Genomic DNA, 18,357 nt, shown 5'->3' on the forward strand with positions numbered 1-18,357 from the left:
TACCTCCTTCTAGTTACTTACGATCAGCAAGTTCGGACTTAGCTTTTTTAAGCATTGCATCAAAGTTTTCTGCATTATCTGCAGGAACCTTACGTACATCAAACTCTGTACCACACTCACGGATAGCCTCAAGAGTTTTTACGTCGTCTTCATCCATTGCAACTGCGTTGGTAACAACAACTTTGCCAACAGAGTGAGCCATAGAACCAAGGTTAGCTTCCTTGATCTCTACGCCACCCTCAATAGCACGAAGCATATCTTGAGGAGTCTCAAACAGAAGCATTGCCTTGGTATTACCAAAACGAGTGTCGTGAGCAATCTCAATAATCTTCTTAATAGGAACAACGTGGACATGTACTCCTGGAGGAGCTGCCTGAACAATCATGGTCTTGCGAAGCTCATCTTGAGCAACGCCATCAGAGCAGACAATAATGCGGTCTGGCTTGGTCATCTTTGTCCACGTAGTTGCAACCTGACCATGCAAAAGACGGGTGTCAATACGTGCAAGCACAATCTTGAGCTTGCCGTCGCCAATAACGGTACCTGCAGGAATTGCTCCCTGAGGTGCTGCAGGAGCGGCAGGAACATCAGTAGGTGTTGCCTCTTGTGGCTCAAGCTCTTCTGGCTTAATCTTCACTCCCATACGAGCTTCAGAGTAAATCTCTTTTGCTACCTCGGCGGCGGTATCTACGCCAAGGCGAGAACCATATGCTGCGATAAGCATTGGGAGGTTAAGTCCAGTAACGGCAACCCAATCCTCTTTACCCTCTTCCTCAAGAACACGAGAAATCTGGTTAAAGGGGGTGCCACCCCATAGGTCAACCAAGAACAAAACGTGCTCTTGATCTTCAAGCGTGGCAATTGCGTCGAGAATCTTCTGATGCAGGTCATCTGGACCCATATCAGGAGTAAGCGTTACAGCTACAACGCCTTCCTGTGGTCCAAAAATCATGCTGCCAGAATCTTTAATACCCTCGGCAAATTTGCCATGGCTGGCTAAAACGATACTAACCACTTCTACCTCCTTCTTTTCCGCATAATAAAACAATTGAAACGATAAACATAACAAAGAAAATAACATTTACTTTTCTGATTTTATTACATATGTCTGAGGCGTGTCTTCACTAACCTAACTCTTTTTAGATTTTTTAGGTTTTATAAGCCAATTTTAGGGCGAGAAGACCTTCTCGCCCTAAAGGTGAACAAAAAATGCGGCCAGAAACCCAAAGCTTCTGGCCGTAAAAATTCTGTATATCGCGTCTAGTTAGCAACCAACAGACACAAGGTCGTGTGTGGACTGAGTAAAGACATCGTAGCCGTCCTCAGTAACAACGCCAAAGTCCTCAAGGCGGATACCAAACTTACCAGGCAGGTAAATGCCAGGCTCATCGGTAACAACAGAACCTGCTGCAATAACCTTGTTCCAGCGAGGGTTGAAGAATGGACGCTCGTGAATCTCAACGCCAACACCGTGGCCAAGACCGTGACCAAAGTACTCACCGTAGCCAGCCTCAGAGATAACCTTAACTGCAAGGTTATGGATGTCAGAACCAGTTACACCTGCATGAATAGCTGCTGCGCAAGTTTCGTTTGCCTTGCGGACAACGTCAAAGACGTGCTGCTGCTCCTCGGAAGGTGCGCCAACAACAACAGTACGAGTCATATCTGAGTGGTAATCCAGATAGCCTGCGCCATAGTCCATAACAATCATGTCGCCTGTCTGAACTACGCGCTCACCTGGCTGTGCGTGAGGATTAGCACCATTAGGACCAGAAGCAATGATGGAATCAAAGGACAGGGCATCTGCGCCGTTGGAGAGCATGTAGTTCTCAAGCTCTGCGCGGATCTGCTGCTCAGTAAGACCTGGCTTAATGTACTCGCAGATGTGGAGGAACGCCTTGTCAGTAATTGACTGAGCATGCTTCATAAGCTCAATCTCTGCTGGGTCTTTAACAATACGCAGCTCAGCAATATCGCCATGCATACGTGGAAGTAGAGCAGCAATAGAGTGATCACGCAATGCCTGCTCAAGGCCATCAAAGAAAGCAAGGTCAACAGTGTCCTCAATAGCAACTACGCGAGCACGAGCCTCAGCGACATGCGCAGCAACCCACTCAGTAGGAGTAGTGACCTCCTGGTCAAACTTCCATGGAGAGTCAGCACCAAGACGCTCCAGGAATGTGTTGTAGTAACGGGAGTCAGTGTGCATGAAGAGCTCATCCTGCGTAATAAATGCAGTATGTGCCTGCTCAAAGTCAAAGACACGCTCAGCGTCAGTCAACCAACGAAGGTCTGGGTTGTGACGTAGAACAACAGCGTCGTAACCCCTCTGAGCCATTACCTCGCGAAAGCGCACAACGCGCTTTGCTGCTGCCTGTAAATCTGCCATTTCAAATCCCTTCTCGAGATGTTTACAACAAAAAGTTGCACCTTGTGGAGTCGCTTCAGCAAATAGGCTCCTTACTGCAAGATGCGGCGCTTTAATGCGAAGCGTGAGCCTCACACCAAGCGCGGGCATGCTCGGCGAGAAGTTCCTCGTCGACCGAAGCTAATCTTACCCTTCCGATAGACATTGGAATCGGCAACATAAAACGATTAGTAGAACGGAAACATTCCTGTTTGAGAGCTTCGATAAGCTGCTCAGAAGTAATGTCACAGGTAACAAAGCCAATATTCAAGCGCTCAAGAATCTCGTCTTGGGCAAGCATATCATCAAAAGAAAGCACCTCTTTAGCCACCGCAATTCTTGCCGAAAAACGCAGTGCGTCTGCATAAAGTGCAGAAAGAGGCTGATCAGCTGGGATGAGCGGGCGAAGTGCCTCCACAAAAACCCAACCGTAAGGAACAGACTGCTGAATAGCAATAGCGGAAGAATCAGAGAGGCGGCCACGGGTCTTAGTAGACTCTGCCAGCTGTTCTGCAACTATATCGGCAACTCCAGAGGAGAGGTTATCTGCTCTATCCCAAATGCGGCCAAACTCCGCCTCGTTATCAGACATAGCCGTTGCAACCATACATACCTGGGCAACCTTAGCGTTGTCATCGCAAAGGTCCATAACCTCAAGATCTGCAAAGCAGAAACGAGCGCAAGGCTTTGTAGTAACAAGGCGCTGATACTCAGCATCTGTATCAAGTGCACGAGGAGTAATAGACGAGACAATAACTGCTGCTAAATCAAGTGGAACAGTAGCAAGGGAAACTCCCCCACACCACTTGTTTGCCACGTGGTTAGCAAGAGAAATGACGCCCTCGTGGCCCACGGCAACTACTAAATCATCAGCTGTCAGGTGCATTTCTGCCAGAGCAGACAATACCTGTGCCTCAGTTGCCACGGTAGTTGCTGCCTTGCCATCTTCTACATCAACACGTGAGACGAGAAAACCAATGGTGGTGAGGTCTCTACTCAGAAGCTCAGCAAGGTCTTCATCTGCCTGATTGCTGACAAGAAAAGCACAGCGATGAGGTCTTCCTACTGCGGTTCTGAGCTCAGTACCAAAGTTTGAAAGAACGCCCGCACCAGAACGAAGTGCAATAGAGCCACCAGGAATAGAAACCCACTGTTTAATCTGAACAGGTGGCAATTCCTCTTCAAGCTCAGTCTGGACATTGTCACTCATAGAAGTCCTCTTTCCCAAAGCAGCTTGCCAGAATCAATGGCTACCTGCTCAAACGTTTTCTCGCGAATATCAATAGTAATATCAGCGGCGGCCTCATAACGTGGACGCAGGCGCCTATAAAGCTGAGTGGCGTTTTCAAAGCTTCCCAAATCAGGACGTCTATCCGTGCGCTGAATTTGACGAAGTGAGTCAGAAAGATCGCCGTCGAGAAACACAATGACTCCCATCTCGCGCATAAGCGCAAGATTGATATCCTTCTCGACAATTCCACCGCCACAGCTTACCAGCAGTGACTTCTTAGACTTAAGCGTTTGCAAAACCTCAGTTTCTGCCTGCCTAAAAAGCTCTTCACCGTCATCTTCGTAGATTTCTGCCAGTGATTTACCTGCTATGCGTTCTGCCAAGCGATCGGTATCGACATAGCGGCGGTGAAACAGCTCGCCCAAATTACGTGCGAGTGTGGACTTTCCGGCACCCAGAAAGCCTACAAAAAAGATATGATCACAGCCCTCATGTACGACGTATCTTGAATCGCGAAGCTCCATACTCCTCCAGCCTTTCAAGATGATTCTATCATCGAGTTGGAGCAAGTAAACTAGAGCCGTCTTGTTATGACGTAAAAGTTACATTTTTTAAAATGCGGCGCTCTGCGTGACGAATGATATTGGTATACCAAAGATCCTCAGTAGACTGCGGCTTTACCAAAATAGTTGCAACACCAGCCAAATTACCTGCAATTACATCGGTAAAAATCTGGTCTCCCACCATCACGGTTTGCTCTTTAGTTGCCGAGAAACGCTTCATAGCTGCAGTTAAAGCGCGAGGCAGCGGTTTGCAAGCAAAGCCTTCTCCCTCAATTCCCAGCTCATGAGCGCTACGCTGAACCTCATTGAGGTGAATGTTATTTGAGATAAGACAGAGCGTTAATCCAGCCGCATGAGCCTTCTCAAACCAAGCAGATACCGCTGGCGGCACCGTCTTGGTGTCTCGAGGCACACAGGTATTATCGCGATCTAAGAGCACAAGCTTAATCCCCTGCTGAACAAGATTCTCTATAGAGATATGCTCAACAGCAGAAACGTATTGTGTTGCTTTAATCAAGCTCATAGACACCAACTATTGCTTGCTTGCGGCTTCACGCTCGCGTGCGTTTTCAATAGCTTGCTGATGCTCGTCATAGGTCTCCGAGAAGACGTGCTCATCGGAGGTAATCCAGAAGTAGTAATAATTGGTTGCTGCTGGATCCATAGCTGCCTTAATGGAGGCATAACCTGGAGAGCAAATAGGCGTAGGAGTCAAACCCTTAAATGCATAGGTGTTGTACGGGTCACTTGTCATTGAGCTGAGCTCTTCTGCAGTAGCTTCCCTACCCAGAGAATAGGCAAGAGTTGCGTCACTCTGCAGGTACATATCGTCATACAGACGATTGTAGAAGACAGATGCAACCTTAGGACGATCCTCATCAGTCAGGGCTTCTCGCTCAATGATAGATGCCATGGTAATGATTTGCTCGTTAGTAAGATTCAAGTTGTAACGCTTATTGAGCGTAATGCGAGCAGCGTCAAGATTAAGATTAGCTGTCTCTATCTTAAACTGATCAAGCATGGCACGAATGACCGTATCGGCAGTTACGTTGCTTTCTGTAAAGGTATACGTCTTAGGAAACAGGTAGCCCTCAAGAGAATCGTTAGCGTCTACCGCGCCAGCAAGGAACGGATAGTCAGCAACATAATTGGATGCTTTTGCCTGATTCAAGAAATCATCGCGAGAAATACCAAAGTAGTCCTGAACCAAATCCGCAACCTGAGAAACGGTATAGCCTTCTGGTACGACAAAGCCACTACCAGGAGCATTAGGACCAGAAATAAGCAGGTGAACGATGTCTGCTGGCTTGGTACCAGTGGTAATAACATAGATACCGCTCTTGATTTTCTGCTCAGCATCCTGACGCTTTACCTGGTTTAAGAACTCACTCTTAGTAGCAATAATTTTGTTCTCAAAAAGAATCTTTGCTACTTCCTGAGCACCAGCGCCATCTGGAATAGTAACGGTAACTTGCTGACCAGCGGTAATTTCTTGTGTATCGGAATTGGCGCGAGAAAGCTCTGGAAGCGCTACTTTCCATACAAAGATGCCAAGGACCGCAACCATGATAAAAGCGATAAGTGCCGCAAAAATACGAGAACGCTTTGAAGCCTTCTTATCTCTATGCTTTACCTGCTTGTTCTTTGCCATATGAGTGACTTGAGCGCTTCTTGAAGAAAGCTTGCCACCAGTAAGTGCAGGTAGCGATCCTGTAGCCTCAACAGAAGGTTGCGTGATCTGTTCCTGCTGAGCCTGCTCTTCCTGAGCCTGTCCTTCTGGTACAGGAGAAGAAAAATGTGCGCCCTGACGACGCGGAGAAGAACCATTGGATAGGGTGGGCATTTAGTCTCCCTTATTCATCTGTGCATCAAGCCATGATTGCAAAAAGAGCGAAGCAGCAACCATGTCAACTTTTCCACGCATGGCTTTTTCAGATAAACCTTGCGCTCGAAGAATCTTCTTTGCTTCCGCAGAAGAAAGTCTTTCGTCAGTAAATTCTAATGGAAGTTGGCAGTTCTTCGCAATTTGCTCAGCTTGAGCGGTAATTTTTTGGGCCTGTGGTCCATCTTCGCCGGCGAGCGTTTTAGGACGACCGCACAAAAGCAGTTCTGGCTCCCAATCCTCAAGCACAGCTTTAAATGTGCGTGCATGTGAGAGTACCTCTTGTGCAGGAAGCACACAAACGGGCGACGCAATAGAACCATCGGGGTCACTTACAGCAACCCCGATGCGAACTTCACCAATATCTAGAGCTAAAACGCGCAAACGTTACGCACCAAGCTTTGTTCTTGCAGCCTCAAGTGCTGCGTCAATTCCTGCAGCATTTGAACCGCCTGCCTGTGCCATTGCTGGCTTGCCGCCACCGCGACCACCAACAAGCTCTGCAATCTCTTTGACAATGTCTCCTGCCGAGAAACCCGCTGCAACTGCAGAATCAGTTGCACCTGCAAGCAGAGAAACCTTACCGTCAGCGGTTGCGGATGCGATGACGCAAGCAACAGGCTGGCCGTCAGATGCATCGCGGATACCATCCCATGCAGAGCGGAGCTCTTTGCCAGAAAGGCCCTCAAGCTTAGCAATTACGCAGCTATAGCCGTTAAGCTGAACAGCAGACTTAAGTGCTTCTGCTACCTGGTTGCTACCTGCTCCAGTAAGAGCAGCCTCAAGCTTATGGTTTGCAGTGCGAAGGTCCTGCTGCAGCTGCTCAACGCGGTCTGCAACAGCGGAAGGACGAACCTTCAGAGCTGCAGCAACCTCATCAAGCTGAGCCAGACGCTCATCAACGTACTCAATAGCGCCCATAGAGGTTACAGCCTCAATACGCCTTGAGTTAGAACCGACGGAGCTCTCAGAAATAATCTTGAAGAGGCCAAGGTCAGCAGTGTTGCGTGCATGAGTACCGCCACAGAGCTCGCGAGAGAATGGAGCATCTTCTGCGCCAGCAGAAACAACACGTACAACATCGCCGTACTTCTCGCCAAAGAGGGCAACAGCACCAGCAGCCTTTGCATCTTCGATGCTCATGATCTGAGTGACAACAGGCTTAGCAGCAAAGATTTCTGCGTTGACCATGCCTTCAATGCGATCAAGCTCATCTTTGGTAAGAGCCTCAAAGTGCGTAAAGTCAAAGCGCATACGATCTGGGGCAACAAGAGAACCAGCCTGGTTAACGTGATCTCCCAGAACCTTCTTGAGTGCTGCGTCAAGCAGGTGAGTTGCCGTGTGGTTGCGGCGGATAAGCTCACGGCGGCCAGCATCAATGGTTGCGGTGACAGAGTCACCAACGGAGATGGTGCCCTCCTCTACCACGCCAACGTGGGACTCAAGTCCGCCGTCGCGATGTTTGGTGTCAGTGACGTGAACATAGAGACCAGGAGCTGTCAGCTTGCCGGTGTCACCAACCTGACCGCCCATCTCTGCATAGAAAGGCGTACGGTCAAGTACAACCTCAACCTCGGAGCCTGCAGCAGCGGACTCAACCTCCTGTCCGTCCTGAACAAGGGCAACAACACGAACGCCAGAGAGCTCGTTGTTGTCGTAGCCGTCAAAGACGGTCTCATCGAGGCGGTCAGAGAGTGCAACCCAGACGCTCTGAGCATTACCCCAGGCATCGCGGTTAGCAGATGCACGAGCACGCTCGCGCTGCTCTGTCATTGCAGCGTCAAAGGCGTCCATGTCAACAACGTGACCTGCATTTGCAGCAATCTCACGAGTAAGATCAATAGGGAATCCGTAGGTATCGTGCAGAAGGAATGCAACCTCACCGGAAAGCTGAGCGCCATCCTCAAGCTGCTCAAGCTCAGCGGTGAGCTTGGACTCGCCTGCGTCAAGCGTAGCGCCAAAGCGCTCCTCTTCTGCGGTCAAAATGCCGTCGATAAGAGCGCTCTTCTCGACAAGCTCTGGGTATTCTGCGCCAAGCAGAACGGCAACCTCATGTGCGTACTCTGCCATGAAGGTGCCCTGGATGCCCAGCAAGCGGCCGTGGTAGACAGCGCGACGGAGCAGGCGGCGAAGGATGTAGCTTCTGCCCTCATTACCAGGGAGAATACCGTCGCCAATCATAAAGGTAACTGCACGGGAGTGGTCTGCAAGAATGCGCAAGCTGCGGTCAATCTCGTCAGTTGTGTGATACTTTTTACCAGAGAGTTTCTCGCCCAAAGAAATGAGGGAACGCATGATGTCACCCTCGTAGTTGGTGCCCTCATGCTGCATGATAGCTGCAATACGCTCAAGGCCCATGCCGGTATCGATGTTGCGGTGAGGAAGCTCAGGTAGAGAACCATCTTCCTGGCGGTCAAACTGAGTAAAGACGAGGTTCCAGAACTCAAGGTAACGGTCGCCATCGTCTCCAGGGGCCTCTCCCTCAAACTCAGGACCCTGGTCAAAGTAAATCTCGGAGCAAGGACCGCAAGGACCAGTTGGACCAGCTGCCCAGAAGTTGTCCTCCTCGCCCAGACGGGTGATGTGGTCTTCTGCTACGCCAAGAGACTTCCAGATCTCAATTGCCTCATCGTCGTCAGTAAAAACAGTAAAGTACAGGCGATCAAGAGGCAGGCCAAGGTACTCTGGAGAAGAAATAAACTCCATTGCCCAGGTACATGCATCGCGCTTGGTGTAACCACCAAAGGAGAAGTTACCCAGCATCTCGAAGAATGAGAGATGGCGAGAGTCGCCAATGTTGTCAATATCGTTAGTACGAAGGCACTTCTGGCAGGAAGTTGCGCCAATCTCCTTCATAGTCTTGATGCCCTGGTAATATTCCTTGAACTGGTTCATGCCAGCATTAGCAAGAAGCAGCGAAGGATCAGAAGGCACCAGAGATGAAGAAGGGTAGCGCTTGCAACCCTTGCTCTCAAAGAAGCTTAGGAAGTCCTCGCGAATCTCTGCTGTTGTCATTGTTTTATAGTCAGCCATAAAGTACTTCTCCGTATTCAAATAACTACTCTTTTGTACTGTCTGAGTCTACCGCATCTGACGATGGTTTATCTGGTTCCTTAGTAACTTCTTGAGTATTCCTAAAAAGTAACTGAGAAAAATCATGTCCAAGAATCTTGGGTGCGGGAGCTGAAGACTTGCTGCGCACATGAGCCGTAGTGTCTTGATCAACAAGACGCGATTCCTCAAAGAACTTTGGGTCATCTAGGGCATCATACTCTGGCAGAATAGCTCCAGACTCATCCACATACTGCGTTGAATTAAAAAGCGCGCCATTTGGCGAGACAATCTGTCTGCCTGAATACTTCTCAAAGAAGTACACAAAGATGCCCCTTAGTGCTGCTGTCAAAGGTATGGCAAGAATAGTTCCAACCACTCCTCCAAGAGTGCTGCCAATGACAATTCCCAACAGAGAGAGACCCGGGTGCACTTTGACACTTGTTGCCATAACCAAAGGTGAAAGCACATTATCAACAAGGTTTTGTGCAACCATCAAAATAACAATGGTCCATACGGTCATGATGGGGTCTACCAAAATACTTAAAATAAGAGCAATACCTGCCGAGAAAACCGGTCCAACTACAGGAATAATATGGAAGATTCCTGTAACCATGCCAATAAGAGCGGCATAAGGGTTGCCTAAAATCAGACACCCAAAGTACACAAGAATGCCATTAACCGCAGAGGTAATGATAGTGCCTCGCATATATCCACTGGTAGATCTACTTAAGATTGCAAGAATAAGTCTGAACTCATTCTCTTTTTGAGGACCAGCAATAATAGCCATCTCACGGACAATAACTGGATAATCTTTAGCCAACCAATAGGCAAGCACTAGGCCTAAGAAGAAGACCATGAGTTGGTTTGCCATAGAAGAGATATTGCCTAAAGCAGATGTAGAAAGCCAACTCAAAATACCAGAAGCAACTGATATTCCAATACTTGATGCCTGTTCAATTGCAAGTTCTACTGTCTGTCTAACAGCAGGGTTACTTTGAGTGTCAAAGTTCTGCCAAAACTCCCTTGCCATTGCTCCTATTTGAGTTGCATACGAAGGAGCGTTTCTAAGTAGCGTAGTAAGCTCAAATACCAATGGCTGCGCAATCAAAATCAAAAATACTACCAGCACAATGAGCGTAAGAACAAGCGCAATAAGAGCGGAAAGGCCACGAGGCACTCCCCTGTCTTCAAGCCAATTGGTAACAGGACTACAGACAAACGCAACAATAGCACCAATGGCTAGCAGCTCAACAGCCTGTCCCAGGATGCCAAGAACATGCAGTGCAAGCGCGAACAATGCAGCCAGACCAATAGCTGTCCACACCATTAAGCCACGCTGTTTCCATTTTTGAACTGAATCAGAAAAGTTTTGGTGCTTTTGATCCATTAACGATTCACACTTTCTGGGTCAATCTTTTCTTGAATACGCTTTAAAGTGCGACGAAGCAGCCTTGAAACCTGCACCTGAGAGATGTTGAGTTTCTCCGCAATCTCAACCTGGGTAAGGCCTTCGACAAAACGCATGCGGATAATCTCTTGCTCTCGTGGAGAGAAATCCCTGATAGCCTCTTCAAGAACAATGCGGTCATCTGAACCAGCAAGATCTTCATCTTCGGTTACATACTGATCAATGATTGAAGGAGTCTCGTCTCCATCAGCGCCAGAGCCGCCTCCCTCAAGAGGAACAGAGCTATAAGCACTGGAAGACTCCATAGCCTCAAGAACCTCTTCAACATTAGTATCAAGACGCTGGGCAATCTCTTCAATTGAAGGGCTTCTTTGCAGCTCTTTAGTCAAGTCATCAGTAACCTGATTTATCTTGGACGAAAGCTCCTGCAGACGTCGAGGAACACGTACTGACCAGCCTTTATCGCGGAAGTGACGCTTAATTTCTCCCATGATGGTTGGCGTTGCATACGTTGTAAATTCAAGACCACGATCAGGCTCAAACCTATCAATTGCTTTGATAAGTCCAATGGTTCCCACCTGAATCAAATCATCAAGGGGTTCTCCACGGTTTTTGAACTTAGAAGCCAAAAAACGCACGAGGTTTAAGTGACTCACAATGAGCTGGTCTCTTACCTCAGGATCTTTTGTTTCTTTATATTGGGCAAAGAGCTGGCGTGTTCTATCTTTATCCCAGGCCGGGGTACCTTTAGAAGCACGACGAGCAGCTCTTCTTGCGGCTTTCTGCTCTTCTGCAGATGCCTGTACTGTCTCGTTTGCTTCAGGTTTAGGCATGTGCACCGCCAGAAATCTTCACAAGATGAAGTGTGTAACCGTCGTCACTGAGCTCAAACTGGTCACAAATAGCAGAGAGCAGTAGCTCTACAAGCTCAAGTGGCTGAGAATTATCTGTCTCAGACTCAACTGGATCTTCATCACCCAAATCAAAGTCAATAGCCATAGCATTGTCTTCGAGGGTAAACGTAATATCTACGGATTCATTTTGAGTGCCACATGCAAAGACAAAGCCCTCTTCAGCGGCCATTTTGACGTCTTCGAGCTCATCAACATTCATCTTGCACAAAACGGCAAGATTAGCAGCCATCATTCTGACTGAACGAGCAAATGTTGGATCTGCTGGAGCGGAAAGCTCAACAATTTTTTGTGCCATAACAATCTACTCCTCAGTCTTCTGAGAAGACTCAGAACCATACTCAATATAGAACTGCTCAGTACGAGCGGGCTTAGAATGCTTTGTCTTATCCTGAGAAAGCAAAGGGAGCTCTTCAAGGTACTCTTGAGCACGTTGTGCACTCTGCTGAGCAGTTGCAGTTGCATCACTCAAGCGAGCCTGAGCAGCCTCTGCAAGCTTGGAAGGATTCAAAGATCCACCGAGGCCAGTTCCCAGCTTTGAAACAGACTCAACAACACCTGTGACAGCATCGCTTGCAGCTTTGCTGACAGTGGCAGTTACAGCAGATGCTGCACCAGAAACGGTTGCTACATCACCAAGAACTACGTTGAGGCTCTCAAGGGAGGTATTAGCGTTCTCTGCAGCCTCATCAACCTTCTGCATAAGTGCAGGTAGCTGCTTAACAGTTGGATCAAGCTCATCAACCATGCCATCAATCTTTGAAATAACAGGCTGAATCTGCTCAATGGTGTTGTTAGCTGAGAGTGTAATCTCAGTAATTGACTTTCTTGTTGTTCTTAGGGTCAGAGCAACCTCGACAATAGCCCAAACACCAGCTACGGCTAAGACTACAAGGGCAATCTGTAAGTAATCCATCTATGCCATCCCTCAAAGCTAACGGTTACAGTTCCTTTTATTCTACCCGAGGAGCGCCTTCTTAATGCTCCCACTTAACTAATTCAAAATCCTAGGCTTCCTCGTGACGATCACGCTCTGTAGCTGCAATTCTCCACGCTTCCCAACCTCTTGGGGATGGCGAGAAGAACGCACCGCGTTCAAGTCCCTCTGGAAGGTAACGCTGCTCAATCCACCCGCCAGGATAATTGTGAGGATAGAGGTAGTTGCCGTACTCTTCAGAACCAGGGCGTGTGCGGTCTCTTAAGTAACTTGGAACTTCTCGCCTTGGACCTGTTCTGACCTCGTGAAGTGCCGCATCAATACCTGCTTCTGCAGCATTAGACTTTGGAGCCAGTGCCATATAAATAACTGCTTGTGCAAGGTTAATTCTGCACTCAGGGTAACCAATGACCTCGGCTGACCTAAACGCTGCATGTGCAATAAGCAGCGCCTGCGGATCAGCGTTGCCAATATCTTCCGAAGCCAAAATCATAATGCGGCGAGCAATAAATTTAGGATCTTCTCCTGCATCAATCATGCGTGCAAGCCAATACAGCGCTGCGTCAGGGTCTGAGCCTCGCATGGACTTAATAAACGCAGAGATAATGTCATAGTGCATATCCCCTGCTTTATCGTAGGGAAGACCGCGACGAGGATTTGCCTCAAGAACATTCTGCTTGGTAATTACAAGTGGCTCAGACGCTTTACTATCAGCAGATTCTGGAACGTCAACCATCTGAGAGGCGAGCTCAAGAGAGGTTAAAGCCGCACGACCATCTCCGCCCGCAAGTGTCACAATCTCTTTGCGAGCATCTTCTTCCAAGACAAATGCACCAGCCAGACCGTCTTCTGACTCAAGCGCTCGCTGAATAAGCTCATCGATTGCTGCGTCTGACAATGCATGCAGCTCCACTACACGTGAACGAGAAATCAGGGCGCTATTGACCTCAAAGTAAGGGTTTTCTGTAGTAGCGCCAATAAGAACAACAATTCTATCTTCTACCGCGTGAAGCAGAGCGTCCTGCTGAGAGCGTGTAAAGCGATGAATCTCATCGATGAACAGAATGGTTCTTCTACCTGCTGTTAAAAGCCTTGACTCTGCAGCCTCAATCTCTCTGCGAAGGTCTTTAACAGTACCCGTAATTGCGGATACTTCCACAAACTCTGCGTGCGTTGTATGAGCGATGATGCGCGCAAGCGTGGTTTTACCGGTACCGGCCGGGCCGTACAACAAGACAGACGAGAGTGTATCGTGCTCGATGGCCTTACGCAGCCATGAGCCTGGACCAACCGCATCTTCCTGACCCACGTATCCATCAAGCGTGGTAGGACGCATGCGAGCTGCAAGTGGTGCATTAGCTTTTTTAGCGGCACGTTCCATGCCAGAAAATAAAGTATCCATGCAGCTATTTTACCCCGTCTCAAACATAAAAGCTTGGCGAGAAACCCGCTCAACACAAATGCTCTTTAAGTGGCCCAACTATTGCACTTTGACCGACCCCAGTCTTACGCACGTACCCCTTCTGCAAAGTAACTTCTCTTTGGAAAGAGCTCCTGGGCTTCTGGAAAGAGTGCTTCACAGGTAGCCACAAAGTAGTCATCGGTCATTGCGGAAATAAAATCAACAACAGTGCGATGTACATCGCTCTTCCAGTCATACGTATGACCGTACCTAGAAAGGTGCCTACTCACCGGCTCAATATGATGCTTAAAGATTGCAAGGCTCTGATCTCCAGATTTAAGTACAGACAGCTCGTACTCGTACAGCTTCTCAAACAGGTGTTTAATGTCTTCAGAGAAATCGCCATTGGCTTCTGATGCGCCATAAATCTTCTGGTAATTCTCGCGCTTTGCTCGTTTCATCTCTTTAAATGCCTCTTCAGAAAGAGAAATCTGAGGCTTACCAAAGCTGTTCTGAACAATATCTGCAACAAAAGCAGAGGTGGCCCATGCGTTATAGGCGCCACCAAGGCCATCATCAAACGTTTCTTCTGTGGCAACGCCAGCACGAAGCGCATCCTGTCTATCTTTTCCAACATACGCAATAATGTCAGAGATGCGCATAACACAGCCCTCAAGCGTCATAGGACGCAGGTGAGCAATAGCCTGAGGACCTCTCTCCCAGCAATCTTCTACCACCTTGTCAAACTCATCAAAAGTTGAAAGTTCACTCATTTGAAGTATCTGCTGTTCAAACTCACCGTTATGGCAAATTACTCCATCAAGCGTCTGCAAAGAAAGGTTTCTTGCATAAAGACCATCAAGCACACGCACACTTTGTACGTTGTGGAAAAACCAACGTCCCGTTTGCTCGTGATAAATATCATTGAGGAAATACTCCCCCGCATGACCAAAAGGAGTATGGCCCACGTCATGACCAAGAGCTATTGCTTCGATCAAATCAAGGTTAAGGCCAAGTGCACGGCCAATATCTTTAGCAACTCTACAAACAAGCTGCTCATGAAGGCCGCGTCGCGTAATATCATCATGCGCACGAAACGAGAAAACCTGTGTTTTGCCGTTTAGCCTGTTATATGCAGGAGTATGCATGATTTTCTCGACATCTCGCATAAAAGCGGGACGCAAAAGCGTTGCCTGATCATGGGCGGAATCTCGGCGAATGATGTCTTCATTTTTGCACGCGTAAGGACTTAAGGTGCCCTTGGCTATTTGCTCAGCCACAAGGGCCTGAGTTTCTTCTGAAAGTTGTCCAGTCATATGAGGTGCAAAAGGATTAGTTATGTTCATGTGTATCCTCTCTAGATGTTTTTCACCTCTAGTGTAGAAGTTTCACCGGACAAAAACTCGTGTTGAATTTTGAGAGAGCTTCTGAAGAACTTTTGAGAAAGCCTAGCGTCTAAAAAAGACTATCCTGAACTGGCTGTTTTAAGGCTTCAAACAGATTTTTTGCTAAAAATGCCGCACCCTTAGAATTTGGATGCACATCGTCAGCAAAATACTTCTTTTCCTGCGGCAGCAGCTTTTCTCCAGAAATGCACTGCAAACCAAATCTACCAGCAGCTTCTTCAATTATTTGAGGAACCTCGGCAAAACAAGAATAAGGGTGTGTGGGATACGTATCCTCAAAATAAGGGGTGGGCGTCAGAACCACCACACGAGTATCCGCATACATCTGAGAGATCTGCCAGAGTGAATTTTGAATATCGTATGTTACCTGCGACTTTGCGCATTTCTCATAGCGATAATTTGCTCCAAGTGCAACAACAACTAAAGAAACATCCTCAATGAACGTATACGAGCCAGGCTGAAAAACTTGTCCACCAATTCCCTGGTTAACCACCTCAAGCTTCATGCGCTTAGCAAGACAGCGCGGCCAAGTTTTGTCTGGGCGTTCCACAACAAAACCCTGCGCAATAGAATCGCCAAACACCACTAGTTTTTTCTTAGGCTCATCGGGCGAGAAAAACGTGCCATTGCCACGGAGATTTTTAACGGAGTCGCTTTGCAAACAGGGCAAGTAAACACTCACGTGATGCGTGTCATTAAAGCCTGGAAGCCTAGCAAGGTCATCTTCAGAGGTTTCTGTTTCTAGATGAATAGAAAGTGTCTGTTCACCTGCATCATCCAGCGAGAAGTTCTTGTAAGGTTTACCGTCAACCGTCACAAATACAGAGCTGAGCTTTTTAAGATACCCAGCTTTAAGTAACTGTAAAACAGACAAGGACCCCTTAGGAAGTTCATCAATTTTTAAATCAAGAGCCACTTCTGAGCTGTCCGTGGTAAAAGCAACTTGAATATCTGAAGTGCACGCTGCCATCTGTTTAAAAAGACCGGGGTGCCAAGAAGAGCAAGAGCCAATAACTCTAAGCTGATTGGGAGAGATGCGCAGCGGATGAACCCATCCGTGAGCAAGCTTTTCTGACCATGGTGCACCAAGTAAAAACTTAGATGCTGGAGAACTAATGCTCCACTCTCCCACTTCCATACGCACCTCCAATCACAAGTTAAATTACTATAGTTATATACTACGAGGTTAATAGACAGTATTACAATCTTTAGCAACAAATAAACTGCTCTTGTTGTCCATAGGGAGGCAACAGATATGTTTGGTGAGAAGATTTTTAATTTTTCAGAACCGATTTCTAGAAAAACAGTTCGTATTGTAATATTGGTCAGTTTTCTGGCTTATCAGGGAATGCGGCTACTGTGGAAACAGGGACTTATTCCACCATTACTATTTTTTCTAGTATTAATTCTGACTGAGGTTATCGATTTTTATGTCTTTTTTAAAAGCGGTATCAAAAAAGGGGTAAGAATTTTGTTCTTAGTTTTCCTCATACTTGCGCTTATATTCGAGATAAGCCACATCATTTATTTTCTTTAACCGGTGAATAAAACCCTCTTCTGTGAACTGCCTCCCATTTCTTAGACACGAGAAATAGGAGGCAGTTCAAAACACACCTAAGTCAGATAATCTGTCAAAAAGACGTATACATGACGCTGAAAATAGCTAAAACGTGCAGATTATCTTCATTTGATGTGTAATATGGCCGCAATTGTGCAGAATATCTGTCATAGGTGTGTTCCTTAGAAGCGGAATTTACCTATAGTTAAATTCTTTATATTTCTCTATTCATTTTCCAGCATATTAGATGAAGTTTATGCATAGAGATGCATATCAGGTAGTGCGACCGCCTAGCTGCCTGCTATCTTGATTAAGAACGTGTCGATTCTTCAGCGAGACCTACCAAAGCTGCGCTATTTTGTGCGCCAGGCCTAAAAGCCGACGCTAACACGCTGCAGAATCATAATCACCCGCATATGAACTGCCTCCCATTTCTTGGACATAAGAAATGGGAGGCAGTTCATATGCATTATATAAAGCCTACTTAATTACTCAGTAGCAGGTCCTTCTTCTGAAGTCTGTGCCTCACTGGCATCATTTTTCTTAGCCAGCTTCTTATCAAGCCAACCGGTAAATGCTGGAGCTACCAGTGCAGTAATAACTACCGCAGCTGCAAGCTGAGCGTTTGCGTTTGCAACAACCTGAGCTGTATAGGTTGGATCAACACTAGCAACCGCAGCAGGAGTGGTTGTTGCAGTTCCTGCAATAGTTGCACTTGCAAGACTTGCCTTACCAGAACCACCAAGAAGACGCTCAACAAGCATGGTAAGAATACCAGTGATGATACAAAGAACTGCCAAAAGAATGCCTGATGGACCACCAGTAATAAGGTTCTCAACACTCATACCGCAACCAAGCGCAAAACCAACAACAGCAATACAAGGGTTAATACCAGGAACCAAAAGTCCCCTAATAAATGGACTAAGGTTACCAAGAACAACACCAAGAACCAGAGGGAGCAGCGTACCGATAAGTGCGGTAGGAGAAATTGCTGCAACGCCTGCTGCGCCTAGAGCAATCATGGTAACTGCAGGACCTGCAACAAGAGATAAAACTGCAGCTGCACCCTGCTCATCAGGAGTTCCATACTCAGCAGTAATACCAATGTACAGGGCAACATTACAGAAGGTGATGCCACCAATAATGGAAAGTGCATTAAGACCAAAGAAGTTATCGTTCATGAACTTGGCAACAAAAAGACCAAAGGCAATAGCAATAGCAAGCTTAGGGATAAGAATGGTCAAACCAGTCTTTAGAACCTTTGGAACTGTCTTCAGGTCAATGGAAGCGCCGACAAACAGCAGAACAATGCCAACAATAGCAGGAGCACCCTTAGCAACAGCTGTGGTAAAACTACCAATTTCTAGAACCTGAGGGAAAAAAGAGTGAAGCAGTAGGCCCACAGAAAGTGGATAAAGCATAATATCGCCAGGGAACCTGGGGACGCCAATCTTACGAGTTGTCTTTTGCTGTTCAGCTGCCATTATCAGCTCCTTTGCCCTGGTGGTCAAAAAATAGTTGACCTACTTTATCAGCATAAAGAAACTATACGGGGAAGCCCTGTATTATTCAAGCAGAAATACTAAAGAAGCCCGAGA

General features: G+C 47.2%; 16 protein-coding genes. All 16 read right to left on the reverse strand.

Features of this window, described 5'->3' with window-relative positions; genetic code table 11:
- Positions 1–13: 13 nt before the first annotated feature.
- A complete protein-coding gene (locus RWJ96_RS01545; RefSeq protein WP_314018538.1) occupies positions 14–1,015 on the reverse strand; it encodes a PTS sugar transporter subunit IIB in 1,002 nt (333 codons plus the stop codon).
- 249 nt (positions 1,016–1,264) lie between these two features.
- Complete coding sequence (locus RWJ96_RS01550) at positions 1,265–2,389, reverse strand: M24 family metallopeptidase (protein ID WP_314018540.1); 1,125 nt, start codon at positions 2,387–2,389, stop codon at positions 1,265–1,267.
- Between the two features lie 91 nt (positions 2,390–2,480).
- A complete protein-coding gene (locus RWJ96_RS01555) occupies positions 2,481–3,617 on the reverse strand; it encodes a 3-dehydroquinate synthase (protein WP_314018542.1) in 1,137 nt (378 codons plus the stop codon).
- On the reverse strand, positions 3,614–4,162 hold the full coding sequence (locus RWJ96_RS01560; RefSeq protein WP_314018544.1) for a shikimate kinase: 549 nt from the start codon (positions 4,160–4,162) through the stop codon (positions 3,614–3,616). The genes RWJ96_RS01555 and RWJ96_RS01560 overlap by 4 nt, the downstream gene beginning before the upstream one ends.
- A gap of 64 nt (positions 4,163–4,226) precedes the next feature.
- Entirely contained in the window at positions 4,227–4,724 is a 498-nt protein-coding gene (locus RWJ96_RS01565; RefSeq protein WP_314018546.1) for a YqeG family HAD IIIA-type phosphatase, read from the reverse strand.
- A gap of 9 nt (positions 4,725–4,733) precedes the next feature.
- Positions 4,734–6,044: an endolytic transglycosylase MltG gene (gene mltG / locus RWJ96_RS01570; RefSeq protein ID WP_314018548.1), complete on the reverse strand. Its 1,311-nt coding sequence runs from the start codon at positions 6,042–6,044 to the stop codon at positions 4,734–4,736.
- Entirely contained in the window at positions 6,045–6,467 is a 423-nt protein-coding gene (ruvX, locus tag RWJ96_RS01575; RefSeq protein WP_314018550.1) for a Holliday junction resolvase RuvX, read from the reverse strand.
- Positions 6,468–6,470: 3 nt separating this feature from the next.
- Entirely contained in the window at positions 6,471–9,116 is a 2,646-nt protein-coding gene (gene alaS, locus RWJ96_RS01580) for an alanine--tRNA ligase (RefSeq protein WP_314018552.1), read from the reverse strand.
- A gap of 25 nt (positions 9,117–9,141) precedes the next feature.
- Complete coding sequence (locus tag RWJ96_RS01585) at positions 9,142–10,524, reverse strand: AI-2E family transporter (RefSeq protein WP_314018554.1); 1,383 nt, start codon at positions 10,522–10,524, stop codon at positions 9,142–9,144.
- Positions 10,524–11,378, reverse strand: coding sequence for a SigB/SigF/SigG family RNA polymerase sigma factor (locus tag RWJ96_RS01590; protein ID WP_314018555.1), 855 nt, complete (start codon positions 11,376–11,378; stop codon positions 10,524–10,526). Before RWJ96_RS01590 ends, RWJ96_RS01585 begins: the two co-directional genes overlap by 1 nt.
- Positions 11,371–11,754, reverse strand: a complete 384-nt coding sequence (locus RWJ96_RS01595) for an ATP-binding protein (protein WP_314018556.1) — start codon at positions 11,752–11,754, stop codon at positions 11,371–11,373. The genes RWJ96_RS01590 and RWJ96_RS01595 overlap by 8 nt, the downstream gene beginning before the upstream one ends.
- Positions 11,755–11,760: 6 nt before the next feature.
- The gene (locus RWJ96_RS01600) at positions 11,761–12,372 is read right to left on the reverse strand and encodes a DUF948 domain-containing protein (RefSeq protein ID WP_314018558.1); all 612 of its coding nucleotides are present in this window, start codon (positions 12,370–12,372) and stop codon (positions 11,761–11,763) included.
- 91 nt (positions 12,373–12,463) lie between these two features.
- Positions 12,464–13,795 carry a replication-associated recombination protein A gene (locus RWJ96_RS01605; protein ID WP_314018560.1) on the reverse strand — a complete coding sequence of 444 codons (1,332 nt, stop codon included), beginning with the start codon at positions 13,793–13,795 and terminating at the stop codon, positions 12,464–12,466.
- 104 nt (positions 13,796–13,899) lie between these two features.
- On the reverse strand, positions 13,900–15,141 hold the full coding sequence (locus tag RWJ96_RS01610; protein WP_314018562.1) for an HD domain-containing protein: 1,242 nt from the start codon (positions 15,139–15,141) through the stop codon (positions 13,900–13,902).
- A 109-nt stretch (positions 15,142–15,250) separates the two neighbouring features.
- The gene (locus RWJ96_RS01615) at positions 15,251–16,339 is read right to left on the reverse strand and encodes an SGNH/GDSL hydrolase family protein (protein WP_314018564.1); all 1,089 of its coding nucleotides are present in this window, start codon (positions 16,337–16,339) and stop codon (positions 15,251–15,253) included.
- A 908-nt stretch (positions 16,340–17,247) separates the two neighbouring features.
- Positions 17,248–18,243: a 2-keto-3-deoxygluconate permease gene (locus RWJ96_RS01620; RefSeq protein ID WP_314018566.1), complete on the reverse strand. Its 996-nt coding sequence runs from the start codon at positions 18,241–18,243 to the stop codon at positions 17,248–17,250.
- Positions 18,244–18,357 lie beyond the last annotated feature (114 nt).

It is taken from the genome of Lancefieldella parvula (genome assembly GCF_963547875.1).
GTDB classification, from domain to species: domain Bacteria; phylum Actinomycetota; class Coriobacteriia; order Coriobacteriales; family Atopobiaceae; genus Lancefieldella; species Lancefieldella parvula_D.